Below are 25,067 nucleotides of genomic sequence, written 5' to 3' on the forward strand. Positions count from 1 at the left end.
TCAGGATTCCATCAGGTCATGGACGCGGCGCATGAAGACGGCGTGATAGCCCTCGTCCACCGTTGCGTATTCGCGGTCATCCACCAGGCGGGGCGAGACGCCGCGCTGTCCCGAAAAGGCGATAATCTTGTAAGGGCCTTCGGGTCCGGCGCGGTGGAGCGCATATTTGTCCTCCATCTTGGTGCGGCGGAAGTAGAGCAGCACCCGTTCCAGCGCCTCGCTGTGCTGGCCGAGCGGCTGGCGACGGTGTTCCTCGATGATCTCGGGGGTGATCAGCGTCTTGAGGTAATCGCGCTGGATCTTGTCGAAGCGGCGGAAGTAGAGCTGATCCTTGTCGTCGATCTCGGTCGCTTCCTCGGGCAGGGCTTCGCCGCCCTTCTCGGTCCGGGCCGAGCGCCATTCGCCGCGCTTCTTCTCGCGCCAGGCGTTGAACTGGCGTTTGATCCCGAAATAGCCGTTGTTGAGGAACAGGACGGCGGCCAGCATCAGCGCGCCGATCATGAAGTGCCGCATCGGCCCCCAGTCGAGCAGCACCTTGTCGAGGAACACCACCACCAGTGTGCCCAACACCGCGCCCTCGGCCTTGCCGATGCCGCCGATGGCCAGCATGGCGAGGCCCAGAAGCACCGTGTCGAAGCTGAAGATCGAGAAGGCCACGCCGCGGTATTGCGCGGCATAGAAGCCGCCGATGAAGCCGAGCGCGACCGAGGTGATCAGGAAGATCACGATCCGCGCGCGTTTGTAGTCCACCCCGCAGGCGGCGGCGAAGGCCTCGCGCTTTTCCGGGGCCATGCGCAAGATGCGGCCCAGCCTCTTGCCGTTGATCAGCCGGAACAGGGACAGCGCGGCCAGCAGCAAGAGAAGCGAGGTGTAATAGCCGACATGCGATTGCACCATCGGATCCCAGGCTTCGCTGATGAAACTGTCGGCGCCGTAAAGTCCGCCCGAGGCCGAGCCGAACTCGCGCGAGGTAGTGAAGAACACCCGGCACAGCTCGTTCAGCCCGAGCGTCAGCAGCGCATAATAGAAGCCGTCCAGCCGCAGCGCCGGAAGCGCGATGGCAAGGCCGAATACCAGCCCGACAACCGATCCGATCACCGGCAGCACATACCAGGGCACGCCGTAAGTGATCGACAGCCACGAGGTCAGGAAACCGGCCGTCCCCACCACCGCGTAACTCGCCAGCGAGAAGATGCTGGCGGTGCCGATGATCAGCGTCCAGCAGACGTTGATCGCGGCGAAGATGCCGAAGATCGTGCCCGCGGTCAGCAGCGTGTTCTGCATGTTCGACGGGAACAGCAGCGGCGCGATGGCGAGGAAGGCCATGCAGAGCAGCCAGTAGACCGGCCGGCGGTCGAGGATCTTCTTCTCGGCGATGGCGGTCTTGCGGTTGTAGATCCCGGTGACGTGCAGCATGTTGCGCCGGGTGGGCCACCAGCGCCAGCGGGTCCACAGCTTTTCGCCGTGGTTGGGCCAGATGATATAGTGCTTCAGCCGGCCGACCTTGTAGGTCGGCACCTTGTAGCCGGTGGCCTTGTCCCAGTTCTCGCGGATGTCGGGAACCTCGACCGAAGGCGCGCTCTGGTTGCCGGTCGCGGTGCCCCAGGCGGCCAGCGGGTTGATCCAGGTGTAGTCGGATTTCTGCGTGGTCATTGTTCGCGCGCCTTGTCGAGAAGCCCCGAGATCCCGCGCGGCCGGACGACCAGCACGGCGATGATGAAAAGGAACTGCGTCATCAGCACGTATTGCCCGCCGAGGAATTCGTTGGTCAGCGCCTCGACCAGACCCAGCAGGATCGCGGCGATCACCGCGCCCTGGACCGACCCCAGCCCGCCGCAAAGCGCGATGGAGACGCCCTTGATCAAGGGCGTCAGCCCGTTGAACGGCGCGATGTAATAGGTCTGCGACAGAAGCACCGAGGCGAGGCCGCCCATGGCCCCCGTCACCGCCATGACGTAGATCCCGGTGCTGCGGATGCCGATGCCGACGATAGATGCCGCGTGCGGGTTCATCATCATCGCCCGGATCTCCAGTCCCCGGCGGCTGCCGCGCATCCAGCGCACCACCAGAAACAGCATCAGGGCCGAACAGACCACGATGCCGATCTTGTCCGAGGTGAGCCGCACGCCGAACAGGTCCAGCGTCCAGAAACCGAAGAGTTCCGGCAGCGACTTCGGCCGCGGGCCGAAGAACATCAGGAACGACTGGCTGCCGATCAGGCTGATCGCCAGCGTGGCGATCATGCCGCGGGTGGTGAAGTTCGGCTTGTCATGCAAGGGGATGAACACCACGAGGCAGACCAGAACCCCAGCCGCCGCCCCCATGGCTATCCCCGCAGCAGCGATCAGCGCGGGATGGTCGTTGATGTGCTGCGCCACCAGCCAGGCGCCGTAGCCCGCGAAGGTGAAGACGAAGCCATAGGCCAGGTTGATGAGCCCGAGGCTGGACCAGGTGATCGAGACCGCGATGGCGATGAGCCCGTAGATGCAGGCCACGGTGATCGCATTGGTCAGGACGAAAAAGATATCCACCGCGGATCCCTCCCTTCTGTGTTGACGTGAAACGGCGCCATGTCAGCGCTCTCCAAGGCGCGAGGCCGCCGAAGCTTCGCCCTTCAGCTTGCCCGCATGCATCCCGATGATGCGGTCGACGCGCCCCTCCAGCAGGGCCACGTTCTGCTCGGCGATGAACATGGCGCTGCCCTTGAGGTCGATCTGCAAAAGCGCATCCATCACCGCGCTGCCGATCTTGGGCGCAAGGCCCAGGGAAGGCTCGTCGGCGAGGTAGAGCCGCGCGTCGGTCATCAGCCCGCGCCCGATCGAGACCATCCGCCGCTCGCCGCCGGACAGGCGCCCGACCGGGGTCTTCATCAGCTTCCTGAGCGGCTGGAAGATGTCGAGAACGCGTTCCTTGCGTTCCTTGCGGGTCCGCCAGGCCTCGGGGGTGAAGGCGCCGCTGTCGAGATGCTCCTCGACCGTCAGGCCGTTGAAGATCTCGTCGCCCTGCGGCATGATCGCCAGCCCTTGGCGCACGATCTGATGGGTGTAACGGCCCGGTCCCTGGCTGCGGGTGCGGCCGATCTGCTTTCCCGCCAGTTCGATGGACCCACGCTGCCAGCCGGTCAGCCCGGCGATGGCATAGAAGAGCGTGGTCTTGCCGTGCCCGTTCAGCCCGACGATCCCCACCCTTTCCCCGGCATTGATCACCAGATCGAGGTCGTGAAGGACACGCAAAGGCCCGTAGCCGGCCGAAAGGCCCTCTACTTTCAGTATCTCTGACATGGTTTCCCCTGGAATGGCTGCGCGAAGGCGGCCGGTCAGTGGTTTTCGAAATAGGCTTCGCGCACGGCAGGGCTGTCGATGATCTCGGCCAGCTCGCCCTGCGCGATCACCACGCCCGCATCCATCACGATCACCCGGTCGGCGATGGATTCCAGCAGCTCGATCCGATGCTCGACGATCAGCACCGCCACGTTCATCTCTTTCGAGAGCATCCGCAGGATCTGGTCGATCTCGTCGATCTCGGCATTGATCAGCCCCGCCGCCGGCTCGTCCATCAGCAGCACCTTCGGCTCGCGCATCAAGAGACACGAGAGCAGCAGCTTGCGCCGCTCGAAGGTCTTCAGCAGCGCGGTCGGCGTGCTGTGCGGCGTGGTGAAATTCACCAGTTGCGCGCCGTATTCGGCATCGAACCGCGTCAGATAGGGACGATAGGCCTGCCGCGCCGCCTTGAAGCTCTCGCCCACCGTCAGTTGCTCGGGCACCAGCGGCGTCTGATAGGTCCGCCCGATCCCCAGCCGCGCCCGCTCGAACAGCGGAAGACGGGTGACATCCTTCCCCTGATAGCGGATCGAGCCGGTCTTGGGCATGTAGCGGCCCGAGAGCATCTCCAGCAGGCTGGTCTTGCCGGCGCCGTTCGGGCCGATGATGCCCAGAACCTCGCCGGGGCGCAGGTCGAAGCTGATGTCCGACAGGACCTCCCGCCCGCCCAGATCAAGCGAGAGGTTCCTGCAGGAGAACAGGATCTGTTCATCCCATGCTGTCATCTGACCGGACGCCCCTCAGCTCCACCACGGCGCGGGCCGCAGCGTGGATTCCGCGATCTCGTTCGGCCAGACGATCTTGTGTTCGCCGTCCTGCACCTGGACGAAAAGCTGCGCCATGCCCTCTTCCAGCTTTGCCGCCTGGTTGTCGAAACCGTTGTCGGGGTAGTGCAGCCCTTCCTGGCGTTCGTTGTTCATGTTCATCATGCCGCAGACGCCGCGGTAGGGATTGGCGCGGATCCAGGCGCAGTTGGCGGCGAAATCCTCGGGATTGCCGGTTGCCTCCCAGACGAGGCGCAGATACTGCACGATGTCATAGCCGTTGCCGGTGTAGACGAGGCCCATGTTGCCCACGTATTCCGGGTAGCGTTCCAGGTATTTGTGCCGGAAGGCCTGCCCGGTCTCGTCGCCGTAGACGCCGAGGACGGTGCTCCAGCAGAAGCCCTCGGTCGCGCGGCCGCCCAACTCCAGGAACTCGGGCTGCGACGGACCGTATTGCAGATAGACCAGGGAATCCGGCACCGGATCGGCGGCGAACTGCTTGCAGAAGGCGGCATATTCCGCCGCGACCCAGTGGTCGATCATGATCGCCGCGGCATCCACCTCTTTCAGGCGGCGGATCACCGGGCTCCAGTCGTTGACCGGGAACTGGATGTCGGTCACTTCGGCCAGCTCGAAATCGTAGTTCGGGATCGCCTCACGCGCGGCCTTGAGGATGGTCTGGCAATAGGCGACCTGCTCGGCCACTATATGGATCTTGCGGTTCTTCGGCTTCCAGACCCCGGTTTCCTCCATCTTCTTCAGCCACAGCGGATAGGTCCAGCCGTAGTTCACCTCGGACGGGTCGGTCTGGAAGACGTGGGAATATTTCTCGGGGTTCTCGCGATAGGCGTCGGTGGCGGCGCGCTGCGTGTTGCCCTGGACATAGGGGCATTTGTATTTCGCGGATTCGTCCATCGCCGGGATCGGCGCGAAGATGAACGAGTTCGAGATCGCATGGACCTTGCGGTCGATACAGGCCGCGATCGACTGGCGCGCGCTTTCCGGCGACAGCTTGTCCACGTCGGCGACGAAGATCTCGATCTCGCGACCGAGCACGCCGCCCGCGGCGTTGATCTCCTCGACCGCCAGCATGGTGCCGTTGATATGGTCGGTGTCGTCCGCCACGCCGTAGGGGGTGGAGAGCGAGGCCGGAACCCCGATCAGGATCTTGTCGCTGGTGCCCTGCGACAGGGCCGGGGTGGCGAGACCGGAGGCCGCAGCGCCCAGCGAGAGTTTCACGGCGGTGCGGCGGGTCATCCGCAGCCCGCCGGGGGCGGTGCGGAACAGGGGCGTCTTCATCTTTCACCTCTCCTTGCTGGTCGGGCACTAGACCCTTCGATTTGATGCTTTACACATCAATAATTATCATTTCATCTAGACGTATGATTAGGATGCAACCTATGTCAACGGAAAATTTCAGCATGTGCGCCGGCAAGAACGGCGATACAGGCACAATGGGGAGGCCGGATATGACCGAACTGCGCGAGAATACGGGCGAAAGCTATGCTTGGCGGGCATTCCTTTCCCGAAAGCGTCTAGACATAATCTATGCAAAATCCTCTTGCGCGACCGGCGCACTGATCAGGGAATGCTCTATCCCTTCATCTGGTTGCCAGCGTTGCAAATCCTGCCAGAGACAACTAGATAGCCCTCAGGATGGCGCCCGGACGGAGGTGCCGGGCAGATGAAGGATGTCCTGCAAGATGAGCATGATGGATCGCGCTCCTGACCTCCGCTCGCCGCTGACGATTCTGATCGCCGACGACCACTGGGTGGTGCGGGAATCGCTCAAGCAGGTGGCGCAGGGGCTGGACAGCAATCTGCGGATCGAAGAGGCGGGCGGCTTCAACGAGGCGCTGGCGGTCCTGCAGGATAACCCGGACGTGGGGCTTCTGCTGATCGATCTGGTGATGCCGGGCTTCACCGAGATGGAAGGGCTGCGGCTGATCCGCAGCAACTACCCCTCGATCCCGATCGTCATCGTCTCGGTGCATGAGGATCCGAACTATGTCCTGCGCGCGATCCAGCACGGGGTGATCGGCTATATTCCGAAGTCCTCGGGGCCCGAGGAGATCCAGCACGCCCTGCAAAGGGTGCTGGCAGGCGAGGTCGCCTTCCCCCGCGACCTGATCGCCCGCAGCTGGAGCGAACAGCAGCCCGCTCCCGCGGCACCGTCCGCCACCGACGTCGCCCGCGCGGGCCTCAGTCGCCGCGAGAGCGAGATCCTCGTCCTCCTGGGCCGGGGATGTTCGATCCAGGACACCGCCGAACGGCTCGACATCAGCCGCCAGACGGTGCGGGTCCATCTTGGCAACGCGATGCGGAAGCTGGACCTGCGCACCCGCGAGGCTGCGATCCGCTATGCCGTCGAGAACGGCGAGGCGCTTGCCCAGATGCGCGACCGGGCATGAGCGCCCCCGCGTCCGCGCACCATGCCGCCGCGGCGCTGGAAAACCTTCGGCTTCCGGTCTCCTACTGGTCGCCAGATCTGCGGCTTCTGTCCTGGAACCCCGCCTTCGCCGAACGGTTCAACTGCTTTCCCGCCGGCCTTCCCTCCGGCATCACCCGGGGCCAGTTCATCGACGCGGTGGAACGCGCCGGATTGCTGGTGCAAATCGAAACCCAATCCGATGGAGAGAAGGAAGCGGCGGGGGCGCCCACGCTTTATTTCTCGGACGGCAGCATCTACCGGCTGGAAAGCTGGCAAGCGCCAGATGGCGCTTGGACCGCAATCTGTCTCGACATAACGACTGCGCAGCGCAACGAGCGGGCGCTGCGCAAGGCGCGCGATGCTGCCACCGCCGCCGACCAGAGCAAGTCGCGCTTCCTGCGGGCGGCAAACCACGACCTGCGCCAGCCGCTCGCGGCGTTGAAGATCCTGATCTACAGCTGCATCGGCGCCCAGGACGAGACCGAACGCCAGCAGGCGCTGCACGCGATGGAAGTCTCGGTTGCGATCATGGAGGATTTGCTCGGCGCGCTGCTGAACATCGGGCAACTCGATGCGGGCCGCATCCGCCCCTCGATCCAGACCTTCCAGATCTCGGCCATCCTCGAACGCCTGCGCATCCAGTTCGATCACCAGGCCCGCGAGAAGGGGCTGGAGCTGCGCATCATCCCCTCGACCGCGGCGGTGATCAGCGATCGGGTGCTGCTGGAGCGCATCCTTTCCAATTTCGTCAGCAATGCCATCCGCTACACCGAGGTCGGCCGGGTGGTCATCGGCTGCAAGCAGGCTGGCGGGCAACTGCAGGTCCATGTCATCGACACCGGCCCCGGCATCGCGCCCGAGTTCCGCGAAGAAATCTTCGAGGAATTCTTCCGCATCTCGAAACACCAGGACAAGCGCCGCCATAGCCTGGGCTTGGGGCTCAACATCTCGCGCCGGCTGGCCGAGATTCTCGGACATCGTATCCTCTTGCGCAGCCATCCGGGCAGGGGCTCGGATTTCGCCATCGAGATGCCGGTGGGCAACATCTGGCACAGCACCATCGGCGAACCCGAGATCAGCGAACAGATCGGCGGCGAGTTTTCCGGCCTCGCCTGCCTGTTGCTGGAGGACGACCCTCATGTCCGCGCAGCGCTGGCGGCGCTGTTGGAACGCTGGGGGATCGCGGTGCTGAACCTGGCCGACCTCGGCGACATTCCCGCCAGCCTCGCCGCGCTGGAACGCGCGCCCGACATCATCGTCACCGACTACCGGCTGAACCGTGAATATCTCGGCACCGAGGTGGTGAACGAGGTCAACGACCTATTGGAAAAGCCCTGTCCGGCACTGGTGATCACTGCCGACACCGGGCCCGAGCTGATCGCCGGCATCCGCGCCCAGGGCTATCCGGTGCTGATCAAGCCGGTCGGTCCGCCGGGGCTGCGGGTGATGATGCACAACCTTCTCTTCGAGCCGGAGGCCGTTCCCGAACTGAACTGACCAAAGCCGCCGGGCAACGACCCGGCGGCCGCACATCGCAAAAATCATAAAAGCCGGGGAGGCAAGACGATGCGCACTGATCCGATCCGCATAGGCAGCATGGTTCCCCTGACCGGAACCTCGGCCAGCGACGGCCGCGAATTCCGCAACGGGCTGATCATGGCCGCGGACGAGATCAACGCCCGCGGCGGCATCATCGGCCGGCGGGTCGAGCCGGTCTTCGTCGATACCGGCAGCCAGACCGCCGAAGTGGTGGTGCGCGCAGCGCGCGGCCTGATCGCCACCCATGGCGTCAGCGCGATTATCAACGGCTACAACATCGGGCCGCAGAATTCGGAATACGAGCCGATCGCCGATGCCGGGATCATCTACATCCACCACAACACGCTGTTGCAGCATCACGACACGGTGGCCAGCGACCCCGAGCGCTATTTCGGCTGTTTCATGGGCGATCCGGCGGAATACTGGTATGGTCAGGGCTTCATCAAATTCATTTCCTGGCTGCGCGACACCGGGCGCTGGAAGCCGAGGAACCGCCGCATCGCGGTGATCTCGGGACCGAAACCCTACAGCATCGTCATCGCCAATGCGATGGACGCCTGTGCGCAACAGTTCGGCTGGACCCCGGCCTTTCCGCCACGAATCATGCGCAGCCTCAAGACTGACTGGTGTGCACTTCTCGACGAAGTGCGTGTCCACGATCCGGCGGTGCTGGCCTTCACCCATTTCCACGCCGGGGATCTGGCAAAATTCCATCTGGAATTCATGCGCCGGCCGCTGCCGGTGCTGCTCTACCTGCAATACGGTGCGCTGCATAAGTCGTTTTCCGAGATCGTTGGCGCGCAGGGCCGCGGCACCATCGTAGGCACGATGATCGGCCTGTTGCGAGACGAGCCCGGACGTCGCTTTACCGAGGCCTACAAGGCGCAGTTCGGCCCGCATTCCACCCCCGAGATCGGCTGCCAGCCCTATGTCGCGCTGCATCACTACGCCATCGCCGCGGCGGTGGCAGGAGGCGTGGGCGATCCTGGCGATTTCGCGGCCAACCGCCGGATCGCGGCAGCTCTGCTTCAGCTCCCTTATCGCAGCGTGGCGGGGATGATCCGCTATCATCCGAAATGGCAGGCAGCCGTCCCCTATCCCGATGCCACCAGCGACCCCTCGATGGGCCTGCCGCATTTGTTCTATCAGTTGCACGACCCTGAGGATGCCCCCGCGCTGATCGCGCCCGAGCCCTTCGCCGATTCCACCTTCGAACTGCCGCCCTGGCTGGCGACGTCCTCCTGAGACGGAATCTTTCCGGGCCTGGCCCCAACGGAAGCTTCCCGGACTTGTCCTGGAGAGGCGGCGCGTTTTTGTCTGGAAGCGTCACCGCGCCACAGGGTCAGCGTGTTTCGGAGAAACAGCCTTGACCCAAACCCCGATCCAACTCGGTCTAACCGAGTCTTTGGGATAGCAGCCAAGATATTGAAAAGATTGGCGGACCCGGAGCGATTCGAACGCCCGACCCCCAGATTCGTAGTCTGGTGCTCTATCCAGCTGAGCTACGGGTCCGTCGTGGGGGGCCATGTAGCCCTGCCCGGGCGGCTTGGCAAGGGAGAAAACGCGAGGACGGGGCTTCCTTCTGCTCCGCCGCGGAATTTCCGGAAAATCCGCCGGGCGACGGACGGCCTTACCCCTCGCCCGGGCCTTCGGCCTTCGGCAGGCGGATCAGGAACTCGCTGCCCTCGGCGTCGCTGCGCAGCAGCTCCAGCCGGCCGCCGTGGCCGCGGACCAGCTCGTCGGCGATGGCGAGGCCGAGGCCGGTGCCGCCCTTGCGCGCCCCGCCCTGGAAGGCGGCGAACAGGTGTTCGCGCGCCTTGGGCGGCAGGCCGGGGCCGGTGTCGCCGACGCGGATCCACCAGTCGGCCTCGTCCTCGCCGGCCGAGACCTCGATGGTGCCGGGCTGGCCGGTGGCCTCGATGGCCTGGCGGGCGTTGCGGATCAGGTTGGACAGCACCCGGTGCAGCTGCTCGGGGTCCGCCCGCAGCACCATGCCCGGTGGCACGTCGATCAGGCAGGTGACGGGGCCGGCGTCGGCCAGCCCCTCGCCCTCGGCCACCTCGCCCACCAGCGGGGCCAGCGCGAAACGGCGCAAGGAGGGCGGCGCCTCCTCGGCCTTGCCGAAGGCCAGGGTCGATTCGCACAAGGAAACCGCCCGGCTGATCGAGGCGATCAGCTTCGGCGCCGAACGCGCCACCGCCGGATCGGCGCTGCCCTCCAGCCGGTCGGCGAAGAGCTGCGCGGTGGTCAGGATGTTGCGCAGGTCGTGGCTGATCTTTGCCACCGCGCCGCCCAGCTGGGCCAGCCGTTCCTTCTGCTTCAAGGCGCCGGTCAGCTGGGTCTGCATCCGCGCCATCGCCTCCTCGGCCTCGCGCAGTTCCATCACCTCGGCGGAGGGGGCGATCACCCGGCGGGCGTCCTCGGGCGCCTCGGCCCAGACCTGCATGTGTCGCACCACCCGGCGGATCGGCAGCACCAGCAGCCGCTGCACGGCGATGAACAGCAGCACCGCCGTCACCGCCGAGAACAGCGCCGAGAGCGCGAGGATGCGCAGGCCGTAGTCCATCAGCTGCGCGCGCAGGACCCGCGTGTCCATGGTGATCTCGATCAGCTGGCCGCCCTCCTGCACCGGGTTGCCGATGACGCGGATCACCTGCACCTCGCGGTCGGCCAGCACCGCCAGCGCATCGCGGATCAGCTCCCAGCTGGTGGCGGTGCGCAGGTCGTAGCTGCCGGCGATGGGGCCGGGGACCGGCGAGGACAGCACCAGCTGCCGCACCTCGTCGCGGCGCAGGACGACGTTGAACACCCCGGCATTGGCCAGCAGTTCCGCCTCCAGCGCCGGGCTGACCATGTCGTCGGCGGCCAGCTGGGTCAGCGCGGCGATCTGCGCCATCTTCAGCCGCTCGGCCAAGAGGTCGTAGCGGTAGCGGGCGATCGAGGGCAGGAAGACCAGCACCTCGGCCAGGATGACGAAGGCGACGGTCAGCAGCAGGAAACGCCCGGAGAGCGTCCTGAAGAAGCGCCAGCGCCGGGCTTCCGTTCCTGCGTGCTGTTCTTCCCCTGTCACCCGCCCCACCATTCCGAAACCGGCCTGCCCCTGCCGGGCGCCGCGGCTGCGCGCAGGAATATCAAATGCCTGCACGCCGCAGAAGGACTAAAGACGTCCCCGCGGGGTGCGGGTTCCCCTTGCCGCCCGGCCCTTGCGCAAAGCCGGGCGACTGTTGCAGAAGGCCCACGCAAGCCGCGTTGACTTGGGCGCGAAACGCCCCTATCAGGCGGGCTTCAAGTTACCGCCCTCGAATCTGCATGGTTCGGGCACCCGATCTGATGGAGAGCCGCGATGAAGCGCACCTACCAACCCTCGAAGCTGGTCCGCAGCCGCCGTCACGGCTTCCGCGCCCGCATGGCCACCAAGGGCGGCCGTCTGGTGCTGGCCGCGCGCCGCGCCAAGGGCCGCAAGGTCCTGTCGGCCTGATCCCGATCCCCTTCGGGGGCAAGGAGACAGCATGACACCGCCGGAGGCACAGGACGCAAGGCAGGATGCCGAAGCGCCCGCCGCGCCCCCGGCGGTTTCGTTTTGCGTGATGAAGACGCGGCCCGAGTTCCTGAAGGCCGCCGCCGCCCGCCGCCAGGGCACCGCCTCCTTCCTGTTGCAGGCGCGCGACCGCCGCGACGGCGACCCGAAGGTGCAGGTGGGCTTCACCGCCTCGAAGAAGACCGGCAATTCCGTCACCCGCAACCGCGCCAAGCGCCGCCTGCGCGAAGCGGCGCGGGCGGTGATCGGCCCGCAGGGCCGCCCGGGCTGGGATTATGTGCTGGTCGCCCGCCCCGGGGCCACCGTCGCCCGCCCCTTCGCCGAGATGCTGCGCGATCTGGAAGCCGCGCTGCGCGCCGTGCACGAGCCGCCCAGATGACCCCGCTCGCCCATCTGCTGGCGCTGCCGGTGCAGGCCTACCGGCTGCTGCTTTCGCCTTGGGTCGGCCATGGCTGCCGCTTTCAGCCCACCTGCTCGGCCTATGCGTTGGAGGCGCTGGAGCGGCATGGCGGGGTGAAGGGCGGATACCTGACCGCGCATCGGATCTGCCGCTGCCACCCCTGGGGCGGCCACGGCTACGACCCGGTGCCGGGGGCGGACCCGGAGCATGACGCCGGCCGCGCGTCGGGGCCTTCGGCGCCTCCTCGCTGATCCCCAGCGACGAGCGCATGGAATGCGACGAGGAGCCGTCGCCCCGCAACCGTTGACTTTCCGCCCGCCCCGCCGCATAGGCCAGCCCATGTTCAGCCTGTCCCATCTGCTCCAGGTCGCGCTCGGCGGCGCCATCGGCTCGGCGCTGCGCTATGGCGTCAACGTCTCGGCCGGGCGGGCCTTCGGCACCGGCTTTCCCTGGGCCACGCTGATCGTCAATGTCCTCGGCTCCTTCGTCATGGGCCTCCTGGTCGTGGTGCTGGCCGAGAAGGGGGGCACCCGGCTCGCCCCCTTCCTGATGACCGGCATCCTCGGCGGCTTCACCACCTTCTCGGCCTTCTCGCTGGACAGCATGACGCTGTGGGACCGCGGGGCGCATGGCCTCGCCCTGGCCTATGTCGCGGCTTCGGTCGTCCTTTCGCTGGCCGCCATCGCGCTGGCGCTGCACATCTTCCGGGGGGCCTTCGCATGAGCGGGGTGAAGCTGCTGACCGTCTCGGCGGACGAGGGCGAACAGCGGCTGGACCGCTGGATGAAGCGCCGCTTCCCGCAGGTGACGCAAGGAGCCGTGGAGAAGATGTGCCGCACCGGGCAAGTGCGGGTGGACGGCGGCCGGGTGAAGGCCTCGGACCGGGTCGCCCCCGGCATGGTGATCCGCGTGCCGCCGCTGCCGGAGACCGAGGCGCCGAGCCGGCCGAAGCCCGACGGGATCGGCGCCGCGGATGCGAAGATGATCCAGGATGCGGTCCTGTGGAAGGACGAGCATATCATCGTGCTGAACAAGCCCGCCGGCCTGCCCTCGCAGGGCGGCTCGGGCCAGGGCGACCGCCATGTCGACGGGCTGACCGAGGCGCTGAAATTCGGCTACAAGGACCGGCCGAAGCTGGTGCACCGGCTGGACAAGGACACTTCGGGCATCCTGCTGCTGGCCCGCACCGACCGCATCGCCCGGGCGCTGTCGGAAACGCTGCGCCACCGTGCGGCGCGCAAGATCTACTGGGCGGTGGTGGCGGGCGTGCCCAACCCGAAGAAGGGCTCGATCAAGTTCTACCTGGAAAAGGCGCCCGGCCGCGGCCGGGGCGGCGAGGGCGAGAAGATGCTCTGCGTCCACCCCGCCAAGGCCAAGGAGCACCCCGAGGCCAAGCGGGCGCAGACCGATTTCTTCACGCTCTGGTTCCTCGGCTCCCGCCTGTCCTGGATGGCGCTGGAGCCGGTGACGGGGCGCACCCACCAGTTGCGCGCCCATATGGCCGAGATCGGCCACCCGATCATCGGCGACGGCAAATACGGCGGCTCGGACGCCTTCAACCCGGGCGACGGCTGGGGCGCCTCGGTCGGCGGCGACATCTCGAAGAAGCTGCACCTGCACGCCCGCTCGATCAGCTTCGAGCATCCGATCACCAGGGAGGTCGTCACCTTCACCGCCCCCCTGCCCGAGCATATGGCGCGAACCTGGGCGGCGCTGGACTGGAAGGAAGACGACGTGCCGGCCGACCCCTTCACGGTGTTCAAGTGAGCAACGGATGAGCGGCTGGACGGCGAAGCGGTTCTGGAAAGAGGCCAAGGCCGAGGCGGTGGAGGGCGGCTTCACCGTCCGGCTGGACGGGCGCCCGGTGAAGACCCCGGCCAAGGCGGCGCTGCTGCTGCCGACGCGGGCGCTGGCCGAGGCCATGGCAGCCGAATGGAACGCGCAGGAAGGCGCGGTGCGGCCCGCCACCATGCCGCTGACCCGCGCCGCCAATTCCGCCATCGATAAGGTGGCCCCGCTGAGGGCCGAGGTGATCGCCGAACTCGCGGGCTATGGCGGCAGCGACCTGGTCTGCTACCGGGCCGAGGGACCGCAGCCGCTGATCGACCGGCAGGCCGCCGCCTGGGACCCGCTGGTCGACTGGGCCGCCACCCATCTGCACGCACCGCTGGTGCTGACCCATGGCGTGATGCCGGTGGCGCAGCCCGAGGCCAGCCTGGCCCGGCTGACCGGCCATGTCGCCGGCCTGTCGGACTTCGGCCTGGCCGGGCTGCACGACCTGGTCGCCATCTCCGGCTCGCTGGTCCTTGCGCTTGCCGTAACGGAAGGCCGGCTGACCGCGGAACAGGCCTTCGCCGCCTCGCGCGTCGACAGCCGCTGGCAGGCCGAGCAATGGGGCGAGGACGAAGAGGAGGCCGCCGCCGAGGCGATCCGCCGCGATGCCTTTCTCCAGGCGGACCGATTCTTCGGATTGTGTCGGTAACATTCCACGGCTTTTCCCGCGCCCGGCGCCGGGACAAGTGATCCCTTGCCGAGCAACCCTGCGGAAACAGAAGATTTTCCCGAAGCCGCGGAAGTCCCTTGACCATCCAAAGCGCTTTCGCCGAAACTGCGCGGCACTGGGAGAGGCTCACCTCCAACAGCATCATGCCCCTGCCCTCGGGCCGGGTCCAAGAACCACCGCCCCGAAGGCGGCAACTCAGGAAGAGGTAACAATGAAGAAATCGGCATTTCTCGGCGCGCTGGCCGCATCGACCGTTCTGGCCGGCGCCGCCTTCGCCGCCACGCTGGACGATGTGAAGGCCCGCGGCGAGCTGATCTGCGGCGTCAACGTCGGCCTGACCGGCTTCGGCGCGCCCGATGCGAGCGGCGAGTGGAAGGGCTTCGACGTGGATCTGTGCCGGGCCGTCGCCGCGGCGGTCGTGGGCGATCCGCAGAAGGTGAAGTTCGTTCCCACCACCGGCGAGACCCGCTTCACCGCGCTGGCCTCGGGCGAGGTGGACGTGCTGATCCGCAACTCGACCATGACCTATTCGCGCGACGTGGACCTGAAGCTCGATTTCGTGGCGATCAACTACTATGACGGCCAGGGCTTCCTGGTGAAGAAGGACCTCGGCGTCTCCTCGGCCAAGGAACTGGACGGCGCCACCGTCTGCATCCAGACCGGCACCACGACCGAGCTGAACCTGGCGGACTTCTTCAAGTTCAACAACATCAGCTACACCCCCGTTACCGTGCAGGACGATTCGGAAGCCCAGCGCCAGTATCTGGCCGGGGCCTGCGACACCTACACCACCGACGCCTCGGGCCTGGCCGCCGCCCGCGCCACCATGGCGGATGGCGAGAACCACATCATCCTGCCCGAGATCATCTCGAAGGAACCGCTCGGGCCGGCGGTGCGCCATGGCGACAACCAGTGGGGCGACATCGTCCGCTGGACCTTCAACGCGCTCTTGATCGCCGAGGAGAAGGGCATCACCAAGGCCAATATCGAAGAGGTCGCCTCCTCGACCACCGACCCGGAGATCCGCCGCCTCATGGGCCTGGAAGGCGACATGGGCCCGATGGCCGGGCTTGACGCCGATGCCTTCAAGCGCGCCATCGCCGCCGGCGGCAACTATGGCGAGATCTTCGAGGCCAACATCGGCTCCTCCACTCCGATCGGGCTGGCGCGCGGGCTGAACGCGCTCTGGACCCAGGGCGGCCTGCAATACGCGGCGCCGTTCCGCTGATCGACCGGGGGCGCGGCCAGCCATGGCCGCGCCCCTTCGCTTCCGGCCTGCCCGGCAGGCCTTTTCCGGTGAACAAGACCCGATCATCGCGCGGCGGATGCCCGCGGCATAACCGGCAAGGAAGCCGGACACATGACGGGACACAGGGGGTAACGCATGACCTTGGCCACGAGCACGCCCTCGGGGGCGGCGAAGGAAGGCTTCCGCCTTTCCATGCTTGTCTACGACACGCGCTTCCGCGCGATCACCATCCAGGTGGTGGTGCTGATCCTGTTCCTGCTGCTGGTGGGCTGGCTGGTGGACAACACCATCCAGAACCTCGCCGCCAAGGACAAGGACATCAACTTCGGCTTCCTCTGGGTCCGCGCCGGCTATGACATCGAGCAGCAGCTGATCCCCTACACCAACGACAGCACCCACGGCCGCGCCGTCATCGTCGGCCTGCTGAACACCCTGGTCATCGCCATCTTCGGCTGCGTGCTGGCCACCATCATCGGCGTCCTTGCCGGCGTGCTGCGGCTGTCGCGCAACTGGCTGGTCAGCCGGCTGATGACGATCTATGTCGAGGCCTTCCGCAACGTGCCGCTGCTTCTGTGGATCATCCTGGTCTTCGTGGTGACCTCGGAAACCCAGCCCGCCCCGAACGAGTTCAAGGTGACGCAGGCGATGGTGGACAGTTGGGCCACGGAGGACACCTCCGACGACATCTACCCCGCCGCCTCGAAGATTCTGTTCGGCACCGCCGCGGTGACCAACCGCGGCAGCTATGTCGCCACCCCGGTGCTGGACCGTCCGCTGGGCGGCACCACCATCGGCTCGGTCCCGGTCAACTTCTCGGTGCTGGCGACCATCGCCGTCATCGTCGCCTCGGTGCTGGCGAACAAGCTGCTGCTGCGCCGCGCCAGGGCGGTGCAGGAGGAGACCGGCATCCGCCCGGTGACGTGGTGGAAATCGCTGCTGATCCTGTTCGGCCCCATCGTGCTTCTGCTGCTGGCCATGGGCTTCCACCTGCAGCTGCCCGCCTTCGCCGCCGACGAGAACGGCGTGTCCAAGGGCTTCAACTTCCAGGGCGGCATCCTGGTGCAGCACAGCTTCACCGCGCTGCTGATCGCACTGTCGCTCTATACCGGCGCCTTCATCGCCGAGATCGTCCGCGCCGGCATCCTCGCCATCTCGCGCGGGCAGACCGAGGCGGCCTTCGCCCTGGGCCTGCGCCCCGGCCGCACCATGAGCCTGATCATCCTGCCGCAGGCGCTGCGGGTGATCATCCCGCCGCTGATCAGCCAATACCTGAACCTGACCAAGAACACCTCGCTGGGCATCGCGGTTTCCTACCTCGACCTGCGCGGCACGCTCGGGGGCATCACCCTGAACCAGACCGGGCGCGAACTGGAGTGCATGCTCTTGATGATGCTGACCTACCTGATCATCAGCCTGATCATCTCGGGCGCGATGAACCTCTACAACAACGCCGTGAAGCTGAAGGAGCGCTGAGATGCACGACAGCTTCGTCCGGTCCGAGATGCTGCCCCCGCAAGACCCGCCGCTGCGGGAGATGGGGGCGGTGAAATGGCTGCGCGAGAACCTGTTCTCGGGGCCGCTGAACACGATCCTGACCTTCCTCGGCGCCATCGTGGTGGTCTGGCTGGTCTGGATGGCCTTCCCCTGGTGGTGGCACAGCGTCTGGAACGCCTCCAGCCTGGCCGAATGCCGGGCGAAGGTGGCCGAGATGGGGGCCGAGAGCGGCGCCTGCTGGGCGGTGATCAAGGCGCGCTGGCACCAGTATATCTTCGGCTTCTACCCGATGGATCAATACTGGCGCCCGGTGCTGACCGCCGGGCTGCTGCTGGCGGCGCTGGCGCCGATCCTCTACTGGAACGACCGCAAGGGCGCGATCCTGACCGGCATTGCCGGGGTGCTGGCGGTGGTCTCCATGCTGCTCCTGTCCTCGCCGATCCTGGCGGTGGCGGTGTCGGCGGCGATCATGGCCGGGCTGTTCCTGCTGGCCCGGACCCGGCCGAGGCACCTGATCTGGGTGACGCTGGCCTATCCCTTCGCCGCGCTGTTCCTGCTGTGGGGCGGTCAGGTCTGGACCTATCTCTCGGCCATCCTTGCCGTGGCGGCGGGGGTCGGCTTCGGCTTCCTCTACGGCAGGCTGCGCGACGGCGCCGGCAACCTGGCCTATGCCATCGTCGCCGCCATCGGCGCGGCCTTCGTCGCCGCGGCGCTGGTGCATTACCTGGATGCGGTCAGTTCCGACTTCCTGACCAAGCTCTCCGCGAGTTCCAGCTTCTACCCCGGCCTCGGCTCGGGCGGCGGCATCGTCGCCAAGACGCTGGGGGCCGTGGTCTCGGCGGTGATCTGGACCATCTCGGTCGCGGTCTGGGCCATGGTCGCCGTCATGCGCGCCGTCAGCGGAGTGCTGAACCTGAACCTCGGGATGCTGGCGGATTTCCCGCTGGCCTCCACCCTCGGCCTCGGCGCGGTCCTCGCCGCCCTCGGCACCTTCAGCGCCGCCCGCAGCCGCGCCGCCGGGATCGGCATCTTCGGCGGCCTGCTGGCGATCGGCGCCTATGCGCTGATCGTCCACCCCTGGCTGACCGGCCATCTGGGCTCGGCCGTGCCCCTGGGCCTGCCGCGGATCAACTCCGACCAGTTCGGCGGCTTCGTGCTGGCCATCGTGATCGGCGTCACCGCCATCGCCGCCTCGTTGCCCCTGGGCATCATCCTGGCGCTCGGCCGGCGGTCGGACATGTTCCTGGTGAAGACGCTCTCGGTCGGCTTCATCGAGTTCATCCGCGGCGTGCCGCTGATCACGCTGCTGTTCACCGCCTCGCTGCTCCTGGCCTATTTCCTGCCGCCGGGCACCAACTTCGACCTGATCCTGCGGGTGATCATCCTGGCCTCGCTGTTCTCGGCAGCCTATCTGGCCGAGGTCATCCGCGGCGGCCTCGCCGCCCTGCCCCGCGGCCAGTATGAGGCGGCCGATGCGCTCGGCCTCGACTACTGGCAGGCGCAGCGGCTGATCATCATGCCGCAGGCGCTGAAGATCTCGATCCCCGGCATCGTCGGCACCTTCATCGGCCTGTTCAAGGATACCACCCTGGTCTCCTTCGTCGGCCTTCTCGACCCGCTGCGCGGGGTGACGCAGATCGTCCGCGCCGATATCAACTGGAAGGGCATCTACTGGGAGCCCTATATCTTCGTCGGCGTCATCTTCTTCCTCATCTGCTTCGGCATGTCCCGATACTCGATGTATCTGGAACGCAAGCTGAAGACCGACCACCGTTAAGGAGCCGCATCATGGCCGAAGCGAAAGCGAAACTTCAGGTGTCCGACGAGGTTGCGATCGAAATCCGCAACATGAACAAGTGGTATGGCACCTTCCACGTGCTGCGCGACATCGACATGGTGGTGAACCGGGGCGAGCGGATCGTGATCTGCGGTCCCTCAGGCTCGGGCAAGTCCACCCTGATCCGCTGCATCAACCGGCTGGAAGAGCACCAGTCCGGCCAGATCATCGTCGACGGCACCGAGCTGACCTCGGACCTGAAGAACATCGACAAGGTGCGGTCCGAAGTGGGGATGGTGTTCCAGCACTTCAACCTCTTCCCGCACCTGACCATCCTGGAGAACTGCACCCTGGCGCCGATCTGGGTGCGCAAGATCCCCAAGCGCGAGGCGGAAGAGACCGCGATGCACTTCCTGCGCAAGGTGAAGATTCCCGAGCAGGCGCACAAATACCCCGGCCAGCTGTCCGGCGGCCAGCAGCAGCGGGTGGCCATCGCCCGGTCGCTGTGCATGAAGCCGCGGATCATGCTGTTCGACGAGCCGACCTCGGCCTTGGACCCCGAGATGATCAAGGAGGTGCTGGACACCATGATCGAGCTGGCTCAGGAGGGTATGACCATGCTCTGCGTCACCCACGAAATGGGCTTCGCCCAGGCGGTGGCGAACCGGGTGATCTTCATGGACCAGGGCCAGATCGTCGAACAGAACGAGCCGAAGGAATTCTTCAACAACCCGCAGAGCGAGCGGACCAAGCTGTTCCTGTCGCAGATCCTCGGGCATTGAAAACCGGAGATTGTGCTGCGGCCCCGGCCGTGGCAGCAAAAGGGGGCGCGGGTTGCGCCCCTTTTTTCATGCCGCCTTTTCCCCGAGGTCCCGATGAAAGCCCTTGCCGCCCTGACCTGCCTTCTCCTCGCCCCTCCCGCCCTTGCCGAGATCGGGGTGGCCCGCCCGGCGGATTGCCTGCTGGTCGTCGGCAATGAAAAGCTGATCGGCGGCCGCTGTGCCTTCACCCCGCTGGATGCGGACGGATCGTTCCAGATCGCCAGCCCGGACGGCCGCTACTTCGCCCAGGTGCTGATGGACCGCCCCGGCCAAGGCACCGGCTGGTGGAACGAGACGCCCTTCGCCGGCCACGCCCACAGCCCCCTCGGCGCGCTGCGCCGCGACGATGCCTGCTGGGTGAACCAGCGCGTCTCGGTCTGCGCCTGGTAGGGATCAGGCCGCGATCTCGCGCGGGACGGTGAAGTCCACCGTCACCCCTTGGCCGAAGCCGACATCGGCCCAGCTGTCGATGGCGAAGTCCAGCACCAGCGTCGCGCCGGTCGGATACTTGCGGAACTCCGGGCTGATCGGCGTTTTCGACACCAGCCTGTGGGCGAATTCCGCGATCCCCGGATTGTGGCCGATCATCATCACACACTCGCCCTTGCCGTGCTTCAGCACCGCCATCATCACATCCGGCCCGGCATGGTAGAGCGAGGGCTTCAGCTCCAGCACCGGGGTCCCGGGCAGCGCCGGCGCGATGCCGGAGAAGGTCTTGCGCGTCCGCAGCGCGTCCGAGCACAGCACCTCGTCCGGCACATAGCCGCGGCTGGCCAGCCATTGCCCCAGATCGGCGGCGGCGGCCTTGCCCCTTTCGTTCAGGTCCCTGTCGTGATCCGGCGTCAGGGGGTCGTCCCAGCTGGACTTGGCGTGGCGCGTCAGGATCAGGCGCTTCATCGGTGGAACTGCCTCATGTGATAGGCCGATTGTTCCCGCATCCTTGCATGGCCGCGGGCAACCGGGCAAGCGCGGCGGACGAGGCAGCCGCCGGAAAGACAGTCCTGCCCCCCGCTGTCCAGCCAGTCGTGGCAGCGCGGCACATCGTAGCCCCCGGCGCCGAGCGCCCCCGCCGGGCAGGCGGTCAGGCAGGGCATCCCGGCGCAGCTGTCGCAGGGCTTCACCCCGGGGGCCAGGTCCAGCGCCTGTTTCAGCGCCAGCGCGCCGCGGAAGCTGACCCACAGCCCCTGGGTGTCGTGCACCAGAAGCCGCACCGGGCTTTCCCAGCAGCGGCCGCTGCGCAGGGCCCATTGGAAGAACGGGCTGTAGGGGGGCCCGCCGAAGGGGAACAGCGCCTTGCCCCGCAGATCGCAGGCGATCCGCCCGATCGCCCGCCGCGACCAGCGGTCCACCGGGTCCGGCTGGCCGTCCTGCCATTCCGGCTGCGCGGTCAGATGCGGCCAGAACCCCGGCTGGCGCGGGCCGAGCAGGACCAGCGTCCGGGTCCCCGGCGGCAACGTCTCTTCCGCCGCCTCCACCGCGAAGCCGCCCATCACCTCCAGGCAATGCGGCGCCAGCAGCGCGTCGATCCGGGCAAGCGTCAGCTCCATGGCTTTTCTACCGTCAGGGCCGCCCCGACCCTAGCCTCGGCAAGGGCCGCGCCGCAGGCCGGAAACGACGCCTTTTCAGCCTTTCGCGCGCGGCTTCACCCGCGGCACGGTCGAGCGGATCTGCGACCCTATGCCCTGATCGGTGAACAGGTCCAGCAGGCTGGCGTTCGGCACCTTGCCGTCGAGGATGGTCACCGCCCGGGTGCCCTGCTCGATGGCCATCAGCGCCGTCTCGGTCTTCGGGATCATCCCGCCCGAGATCACGCCCTCGGCCGTCATCCGGCGGATTTCCTCGGGCGTGATCTGGGTCATCACCCGGCCCTCGGCATCCTTCACCCCCGGCACATCGGTCAAGAGAAGCAGCCGGTCGGCCTTCAGCGCCCCCGCAATCGCCCCGGCGGCGGTATCGCCGTTGACGTTGAAGGTCTCGTTGTCCTGCATCCCCGTGCCCACCGGCGCGATCACCGGGATGATCCCGGCCATGTAGAGATCGCGCAGCACCTGCACGTTCATCTCCACCGGGCGGCCGACATAGCCGAGTTCCGGGTCGTCGGCCTCGCAGACCATCAGGTCGTCGTCCTTGCCGGAAATCCCCACCGCCCGGCCGCCGGCATCCATGATCGCCTGCACGATGCGCTTGTTGACCAGGCCCGAGAGGATCATCTCCACCACTTCCACCGTGGCCTTGTCGGTCACCCTCTTGCCGCGGACGAACTCCGACTTGATGCCCAGCTTCGACAGCATCTCGTTGATCATCGGCCCGCCGCCGTGGACCACCACCGGATGCACGCCGACCTGTTTCATCAGCACGATGTCGCGGGCGAATTCCGCCATCGCCGCATCGTCGCCCATGGCGTTGCCGCCGAACTTCACCACCACCACGGCGCCGGTAAACCGTTGAAGATACGGCAGGGCCTCGGACAACATCTTCGCGGTGTTCAGTGCATCCTGCATGGTCAGATTCTGCTGCTTCATGGGGCCCTCCGGCATTCCCCGCCGAATAGGACTTTTGCGCCCCCCTGCCAAGCCTTGCCTTCCCTGCGGGGAGGATTAGCTTGGCCGCGAAGGAGCCCGTCCATGTCCGAACAGAAAGTCCTGGTCCTGACCGGCGCCTCGCGCGGGATCGGCCATGCCACCGTCAAGCGCTTCGGCGCCGAGGGGTGGCGGGTGCTGACCTGCTCGCGCCAGCCCTTCGACCCGCGCTGCCCCTGGCCGGGCGGCGAGGAGAACCATATCCAGCTGGACCTGGCCGACCCGAACAAGACCATCGCCGCCATCGAGACGATCAAGGCCAAGGTCGGCGGCCGGGTCCATGCGCTGGTCAACAACGCCGGGATCAGCCCGAAGGGGCCGGGCGGGGCGCGGCTGAACACGCTGGAGACCGACCTGCGCACTTGGGGCCATGTCTTCCACGTCAACTTCTTCGCCAGCGTGATCCTGGCCCGCGGGCTGAAGGACGAACTAGCCGCCACCAAAGGCAGCATCGTCAACGTCACCTCCATCGCCGGCTCGCGGGTGCATCCCTTCGCCGGGGCGGCCTATTCGACCTCCAAGGCGGCGCTGGCGGCGCTGACGCGCGAGATGGCGCATGACTTCGGGCCGCTGGGGGTGCGGGTGAACGCCATCGCCCCGGGCGAGGTGGAGACCTCGATCCTGTCGCCGGGCACCGAGAAGATCGTCGAGAAGCTGCCGATGCAGCGGCTCGGCCAGCCGAAGGAGGTGGCCGACGTGATCTGGTTCCTGTGCTCGGACCAGGCCAGCTACATCTCCGGCGCCGAGATCGAGGTGAACGGCGCGCAGCACGTCTGAAGGCGAAGAGGCTTCGCACCCTGCCCGGTTTCCATGGCGAAGGCCATCGCCTTCGCCACAGCATTACGCTTCCCCTTGTCCAGCCGGGACCACAAGTCCCGGCCAGCGCCCGCCCGCCCCTCGGCGGGCGCTGGCCTCTCCGGGTCTCGGGCTGACAGGTCTCCGGGGGCAACCGCCGCGCACGGGCGGGGGCGAGGCAGTGCCTCGCCCCCGCCCGGTCCGACCCGCGTCGTCAGTGATTGCGCCTAAGCCTCAGGCTCCAGCAGCGGCAGGTCGTCCTGCAGCGGCACGGTCTGGCGTTCGATCATCCGGTGGACGCGGGGGTTGCCGGGGCCGCGGTGCAGTTCCAGCAGCCGGTCCCAGTTGCCGGCGTCGCTGGCGGTGCGGCGGTGGTTGTGGCGCAGATAATCGACCCAGGTCGCGGCGTGGTAGCTTTCGACCCAGATGTCGGGGTTCTCCAGGTCGCGCAGCAGCGCCCATTGCCGCGCCCCGTCGCGGCGGCGGAAGCGGCGGCGCTCGGCCATCAGGGCCAGGAAGGCCCCGGTCTTCTCCGGCGGGATGTCCCAGTCGATCATCACCATGATCGGCCCCGACCGCGCCTTCAGGTCCAGCCGCAGCGCCGGGACGTTGAAGCGGTTGGCCGGGTCCAGGTTCACGTCGTTCAGGTCCGGCATCGGCCAGACCCGCCCGAGCGCCGCCCCGGCCAGCAGCAGCACGGCGGCGGAGTAAAGCGCCGCGGGGATCGAGATTTCCTCGGCCACCCAACCCCAGATCCAGGCGCCGATGGCCATGCCGCCGAAGGCCATGGTCTGGTAGATCGCCAGCGCCCGGCCCACCACCCAGCGGGGAGTGGCCAGTTGGGTGGACACGTTGAAATGCGACAGCGCCAGCACCCAGCAGGCCCCGGCCAGCATCAGCCCCGGCACCGCCACCGCCAGCGTCTCGGCCATCGCCACCACCGCCGTGCCGGCGGCGAAGCCGAGGAAGCCGCCGGTCACGATGGCCTCGATGCTGGCGGTGCGGCGGATCAGCGGGCTGGACAGGGCGCCGCCGATGGCGCCGAGGCCGAAGACCCCCAGCATCACCCCGAAGGTGGTGGCGCCGCCGCCCAGCCGGTCGCGGGTGACCAGGGGCAGCAGCGCCATCAGCGCCACCGCGGCCAGGCCGAACAGGAAGGCGCGGCCCATCACCCGGGTCAGGTTGGGCGACAGGCTGACATAGCGCAGCCCCGCGCGGATGGCGCTGCCCAGTTTCTCGGCCGGCAGGTTGCGGTCCTCGACCGGGGCGCGCCAGCGGAAGAGGGCATAGATCACCACCAGATAGCTGACCGCGTTCAGCCCGAAGGCCGCCGCCGCGCCGAGGCTGGCCACGATCACCCCACCGAGTGCCGGGCCGACCGAGCGCATCAGGTTGAAGCTCATCGAGTTCAGGGTGACGGCGGCGGCAAGGTCCTCGCGCGGCACCAGATCGCGCATCGACGCCTGCCAGGAGGGCAGGTGCAGCGCCGAGCCGAGGCCGAGGAGGAAGGTGAAGGCCAAGAGGCTCCATGGCCCCAGCAGGTCGAACCAGGCAGCAAGCGACAGCGCCACCGAGACCGCGAACATGAAGCATTGCGCGGCCAGCATCACCCGGCGGCGGTCGAAATTGTCGGCGATGGCCCCCGCCGCCACCGCCAGCACCATGATCGGCAGGGTGGTGGAGGCCTGCACCAGCGCCACCATCCCCTCGGATGGCGTCAGTTCCGCCATCTTCCAGGCCGCCCCCACCCCCTGCACCAGCGACCCGAGGTTCGAGGCCAGCGTGGCGGTCCAGATCAGCCGGAAGCTGGGATGGCGCAGCGGGGAAAGCGGGGACTGGCTGTCGGCGGGCATGGCTC

General features: G+C 67.2%; 25 protein-coding genes and 1 tRNA gene. 15 read left to right on the plus strand and 11 right to left on the minus strand.

The window, feature by feature from the left end; all coding sequences use genetic code 11:
* Genes G5B31_RS05790 through G5B31_RS05810 form a run of 5 tightly spaced genes read right to left on the minus strand, consistent with a single transcriptional unit; the run spans position 1 to position 5,383 of the window.
* On the minus strand, positions 1-1,653 hold the full coding sequence (locus G5B31_RS05790) for a branched-chain amino acid ABC transporter permease (RefSeq protein WP_165014452.1): 1,653 nt from the start codon (positions 1,651-1,653) through the stop codon (positions 1-3).
* A complete protein-coding gene (locus G5B31_RS05795; protein WP_165014454.1) occupies positions 1,650-2,531 on the minus strand; it encodes a branched-chain amino acid ABC transporter permease in 882 nt (293 codons plus the stop codon). The genes G5B31_RS05790 and G5B31_RS05795 overlap by 4 nt, the downstream gene beginning before the upstream one ends.
* 42 nt (positions 2,532-2,573) lie before the next feature.
* Positions 2,574-3,281 (minus strand): ABC transporter ATP-binding protein, encoded by a 708-nt coding sequence (locus G5B31_RS05800; protein ID WP_165014456.1) that lies wholly within the window; start codon positions 3,279-3,281, stop codon positions 2,574-2,576.
* A gap of 35 nt (positions 3,282-3,316) precedes the next feature.
* Complete coding sequence (locus G5B31_RS05805) at positions 3,317-4,045, minus strand: ABC transporter ATP-binding protein (RefSeq protein ID WP_165014458.1); 729 nt, start codon at positions 4,043-4,045, stop codon at positions 3,317-3,319.
* A gap of 15 nt (positions 4,046-4,060) precedes the next feature.
* Complete coding sequence (locus tag G5B31_RS05810; protein ID WP_240904298.1) at positions 4,061-5,383, minus strand: ABC transporter substrate-binding protein; 1,323 nt, start codon at positions 5,381-5,383, stop codon at positions 4,061-4,063.
* 404 nt (positions 5,384-5,787) lie between these two features.
* Between G5B31_RS05810 and G5B31_RS05815 the strand changes: the two genes are divergently transcribed.
* The 3 genes from G5B31_RS05815 to G5B31_RS05825 all read left to right on the plus strand — a co-directional run bounded on the left by G5B31_RS05815 (position 5,788) and on the right by G5B31_RS05825 (position 9,299).
* Positions 5,788-6,495 carry a response regulator transcription factor gene (locus G5B31_RS05815; RefSeq protein WP_240904300.1) on the plus strand — a complete coding sequence of 236 codons (708 nt, stop codon included), beginning with the start codon at positions 5,788-5,790 and terminating at the stop codon, positions 6,493-6,495.
* Positions 6,492-8,012, plus strand: coding sequence for a hybrid sensor histidine kinase/response regulator (locus G5B31_RS05820; protein WP_165014460.1), 1,521 nt, complete (start codon positions 6,492-6,494; stop codon positions 8,010-8,012). Before G5B31_RS05815 ends, G5B31_RS05820 begins: the two co-directional genes overlap by 4 nt.
* A 69-nt stretch (positions 8,013-8,081) precedes the next feature.
* Positions 8,082-9,299, plus strand: coding sequence for an ABC transporter substrate-binding protein (locus G5B31_RS05825; RefSeq protein ID WP_165014462.1), 1,218 nt, complete (start codon positions 8,082-8,084; stop codon positions 9,297-9,299).
* 190 nt (positions 9,300-9,489) lie between these two features.
* Here the strand turns inward: G5B31_RS05825 and G5B31_RS05830 are convergent.
* Both G5B31_RS05830 and G5B31_RS05835 read right to left on the minus strand, forming a co-directional pair.
* Positions 9,490-9,566, minus strand: a tRNA-Arg gene (locus G5B31_RS05830).
* 118 nt (positions 9,567-9,684) lie between these two features.
* The gene (locus G5B31_RS05835) at positions 9,685-11,136 is read right to left on the minus strand and encodes a HAMP domain-containing sensor histidine kinase (protein WP_165014465.1); all 1,452 of its coding nucleotides are present in this window, start codon (positions 11,134-11,136) and stop codon (positions 9,685-9,687) included.
* Between the two features lie 261 nt (positions 11,137-11,397).
* On the opposite strand from G5B31_RS05835, the gene rpmH reads away from it, so the two are divergent.
* The 11 genes from rpmH (at position 11,398) to G5B31_RS05890 (ending at position 20,225) form a co-directional block, all read left to right on the plus strand.
* The gene (rpmH, locus tag G5B31_RS05840; protein WP_124086033.1) at positions 11,398-11,532 is read left to right on the plus strand and encodes a 50S ribosomal protein L34; all 135 of its coding nucleotides are present in this window, start codon (positions 11,398-11,400) and stop codon (positions 11,530-11,532) included.
* Between the two features lie 31 nt (positions 11,533-11,563).
* The gene (rnpA, locus tag G5B31_RS05845) at positions 11,564-11,971 is read left to right on the plus strand and encodes a ribonuclease P protein component (protein ID WP_165014467.1); all 408 of its coding nucleotides are present in this window, start codon (positions 11,564-11,566) and stop codon (positions 11,969-11,971) included.
* Positions 11,968-12,243, plus strand: a complete 276-nt coding sequence (gene yidD, locus G5B31_RS05850; protein ID WP_165014469.1) for a membrane protein insertion efficiency factor YidD — start codon at positions 11,968-11,970, stop codon at positions 12,241-12,243. Before rnpA ends, yidD begins: the two co-directional genes overlap by 4 nt.
* A gap of 88 nt (positions 12,244-12,331) precedes the next feature.
* A complete protein-coding gene (gene crcB, locus G5B31_RS05855) occupies positions 12,332-12,715 on the plus strand; it encodes a fluoride efflux transporter CrcB (RefSeq protein ID WP_165014471.1) in 384 nt (127 codons plus the stop codon).
* Positions 12,712-13,758, plus strand: coding sequence for an RluA family pseudouridine synthase (locus G5B31_RS05860; protein ID WP_165014473.1), 1,047 nt, complete (start codon positions 12,712-12,714; stop codon positions 13,756-13,758). Before crcB ends, G5B31_RS05860 begins: the two co-directional genes overlap by 4 nt.
* Before the next feature lie 7 nt (positions 13,759-13,765).
* Positions 13,766-14,473 carry an ATP12 family chaperone protein gene (locus G5B31_RS05865; RefSeq protein ID WP_165014475.1) on the plus strand — a complete coding sequence of 236 codons (708 nt, stop codon included), beginning with the start codon at positions 13,766-13,768 and terminating at the stop codon, positions 14,471-14,473.
* Between the two features lie 232 nt (positions 14,474-14,705).
* Entirely contained in the window at positions 14,706-15,722 is a 1,017-nt protein-coding gene (locus G5B31_RS05870; RefSeq protein WP_165014477.1) for an amino acid ABC transporter substrate-binding protein, read from the plus strand.
* A 156-nt stretch (positions 15,723-15,878) separates the two neighbouring features.
* Complete coding sequence (locus tag G5B31_RS05875) at positions 15,879-17,216, plus strand: amino acid ABC transporter permease (RefSeq protein ID WP_165014479.1); 1,338 nt, start codon at positions 15,879-15,881, stop codon at positions 17,214-17,216.
* Positions 17,217-17,877: 661 nt separating this feature from the next.
* Positions 17,878-19,014, plus strand: a complete 1,137-nt coding sequence (locus G5B31_RS21495) for an amino acid ABC transporter permease (RefSeq protein WP_394352117.1) — start codon at positions 17,878-17,880, stop codon at positions 19,012-19,014.
* Positions 19,015-19,025: 11 nt separating this feature from the next.
* Positions 19,026-19,796 carry an amino acid ABC transporter ATP-binding protein gene (locus G5B31_RS05885; RefSeq protein WP_165014481.1) on the plus strand — a complete coding sequence of 257 codons (771 nt, stop codon included), beginning with the start codon at positions 19,026-19,028 and terminating at the stop codon, positions 19,794-19,796.
* A 93-nt stretch (positions 19,797-19,889) separates the two neighbouring features.
* Positions 19,890-20,225, plus strand: coding sequence for a hypothetical protein (locus G5B31_RS05890; protein ID WP_165014482.1), 336 nt, complete (start codon positions 19,890-19,892; stop codon positions 20,223-20,225).
* A 3-nt stretch (positions 20,226-20,228) separates the two neighbouring features.
* Here the strand turns inward: G5B31_RS05890 and G5B31_RS05895 are convergent, their stop codons facing one another.
* The 3 genes from G5B31_RS05895 to argB form a co-directional block, all read right to left on the minus strand.
* The gene (locus G5B31_RS05895) at positions 20,229-20,732 is read right to left on the minus strand and encodes a histidine phosphatase family protein (RefSeq protein ID WP_165014484.1); all 504 of its coding nucleotides are present in this window, start codon (positions 20,730-20,732) and stop codon (positions 20,229-20,231) included.
* Positions 20,729-21,382, minus strand: coding sequence for a ferredoxin (locus G5B31_RS05900; protein WP_165014485.1), 654 nt, complete (start codon positions 21,380-21,382; stop codon positions 20,729-20,731). The genes G5B31_RS05895 and G5B31_RS05900 overlap by 4 nt, the downstream gene beginning before the upstream one ends.
* Positions 21,383-21,457: 75 nt before the next feature.
* Positions 21,458-22,336, minus strand: coding sequence for an acetylglutamate kinase (gene argB, locus G5B31_RS05905; RefSeq protein ID WP_394352118.1), 879 nt, complete (start codon positions 22,334-22,336; stop codon positions 21,458-21,460).
* A gap of 123 nt (positions 22,337-22,459) precedes the next feature.
* On the opposite strand from argB, the gene G5B31_RS05910 reads away from it, so the two are divergent.
* Positions 22,460-23,191 carry an SDR family NAD(P)-dependent oxidoreductase gene (locus G5B31_RS05910; protein ID WP_165014489.1) on the plus strand — a complete coding sequence of 244 codons (732 nt, stop codon included), beginning with the start codon at positions 22,460-22,462 and terminating at the stop codon, positions 23,189-23,191.
* A 245-nt stretch (positions 23,192-23,436) separates the two neighbouring features.
* On the opposite strand, the gene G5B31_RS05915 is transcribed toward G5B31_RS05910, so the two are convergent.
* The gene (locus G5B31_RS05915; RefSeq protein ID WP_165014491.1) at positions 23,437-25,062 is read right to left on the minus strand and encodes an MFS transporter; all 1,626 of its coding nucleotides are present in this window, start codon (positions 25,060-25,062) and stop codon (positions 23,437-23,439) included.
* Positions 25,063-25,067 lie beyond the last annotated feature (5 nt).

The sequence above is a fragment of the Rhodobacter sp. SGA-6-6 genome (genome assembly GCF_011043545.1).
Lineage (GTDB): Bacteria > Pseudomonadota > Alphaproteobacteria > Rhodobacterales > Rhodobacteraceae > Pseudogemmobacter.

What these genes read in the sequence shown, in the direction of transcription:
- rpmH (WP_124086033.1), top strand. Translation starts at nt 11,398, where the DNA reads ATGAAGCGCACCTACCAACCCTCGAAGCTGGTCCGCAGCCGCCGTCAC.
- G5B31_RS05790 (WP_165014452.1), bottom strand. Translation starts at nt 1,653, where the DNA reads ATGACCACGCAGAAATCCGACTACACCTGGATCAACCCGCTGGCCGCC.
- G5B31_RS05885 (WP_165014481.1), top strand. Translation starts at nt 19,026, where the DNA reads ATGGCCGAAGCGAAAGCGAAACTTCAGGTGTCCGACGAGGTTGCGATC.
- argB (WP_394352118.1), bottom strand. Translation starts at nt 22,336, where the DNA reads ATGCAGGATGCACTGAACACCGCGAAGATGTTGTCCGAGGCCCTGCCG.
- G5B31_RS05915 (WP_165014491.1), bottom strand. Translation starts at nt 25,062, where the DNA reads ATGCCCGCCGACAGCCAGTCCCCGCTTTCCCCGCTGCGCCATCCCAGC.
- G5B31_RS05825 (WP_165014462.1), top strand. Translation starts at nt 8,082, where the DNA reads ATGCGCACTGATCCGATCCGCATAGGCAGCATGGTTCCCCTGACCGGA.
- G5B31_RS05910 (WP_165014489.1), top strand. Translation starts at nt 22,460, where the DNA reads ATGTCCGAACAGAAAGTCCTGGTCCTGACCGGCGCCTCGCGCGGGATC.
- G5B31_RS05865 (WP_165014475.1), top strand. Translation starts at nt 13,766, where the DNA reads ATGAGCGGCTGGACGGCGAAGCGGTTCTGGAAAGAGGCCAAGGCCGAG.
- G5B31_RS05875 (WP_165014479.1), top strand. Translation starts at nt 15,879, where the DNA reads ATGACCTTGGCCACGAGCACGCCCTCGGGGGCGGCGAAGGAAGGCTTC.
- G5B31_RS05820 (WP_165014460.1), top strand. Translation starts at nt 6,492, where the DNA reads ATGAGCGCCCCCGCGTCCGCGCACCATGCCGCCGCGGCGCTGGAAAAC.
- G5B31_RS05900 (WP_165014485.1), bottom strand. Translation starts at nt 21,382, where the DNA reads ATGGAGCTGACGCTTGCCCGGATCGACGCGCTGCTGGCGCCGCATTGC.
- G5B31_RS05815 (WP_240904300.1), top strand. Translation starts at nt 5,788, where the DNA reads ATGAGCATGATGGATCGCGCTCCTGACCTCCGCTCGCCGCTGACGATT.
- G5B31_RS05870 (WP_165014477.1), top strand. Translation starts at nt 14,706, where the DNA reads ATGAAGAAATCGGCATTTCTCGGCGCGCTGGCCGCATCGACCGTTCTG.
- crcB (WP_165014471.1), top strand. Translation starts at nt 12,332, where the DNA reads ATGTTCAGCCTGTCCCATCTGCTCCAGGTCGCGCTCGGCGGCGCCATC.
- G5B31_RS05800 (WP_165014456.1), bottom strand. Translation starts at nt 3,281, where the DNA reads ATGTCAGAGATACTGAAAGTAGAGGGCCTTTCGGCCGGCTACGGGCCT.
- rnpA (WP_165014467.1), top strand. Translation starts at nt 11,564, where the DNA reads ATGACACCGCCGGAGGCACAGGACGCAAGGCAGGATGCCGAAGCGCCC.
- yidD (WP_165014469.1), top strand. Translation starts at nt 11,968, where the DNA reads ATGACCCCGCTCGCCCATCTGCTGGCGCTGCCGGTGCAGGCCTACCGG.
- G5B31_RS05810 (WP_240904298.1), bottom strand. Translation starts at nt 5,383, where the DNA reads ATGAAGACGCCCCTGTTCCGCACCGCCCCCGGCGGGCTGCGGATGACC.
- G5B31_RS05890 (WP_165014482.1), top strand. Translation starts at nt 19,890, where the DNA reads ATGAAAGCCCTTGCCGCCCTGACCTGCCTTCTCCTCGCCCCTCCCGCC.
- G5B31_RS05895 (WP_165014484.1), bottom strand. Translation starts at nt 20,732, where the DNA reads ATGAAGCGCCTGATCCTGACGCGCCACGCCAAGTCCAGCTGGGACGAC.
- G5B31_RS05835 (WP_165014465.1), bottom strand. Translation starts at nt 11,136, where the DNA reads ATGGTGGGGCGGGTGACAGGGGAAGAACAGCACGCAGGAACGGAAGCC.
- G5B31_RS05860 (WP_165014473.1), top strand. Translation starts at nt 12,712, where the DNA reads ATGAGCGGGGTGAAGCTGCTGACCGTCTCGGCGGACGAGGGCGAACAG.
- G5B31_RS05805 (WP_165014458.1), bottom strand. Translation starts at nt 4,045, where the DNA reads ATGACAGCATGGGATGAACAGATCCTGTTCTCCTGCAGGAACCTCTCG.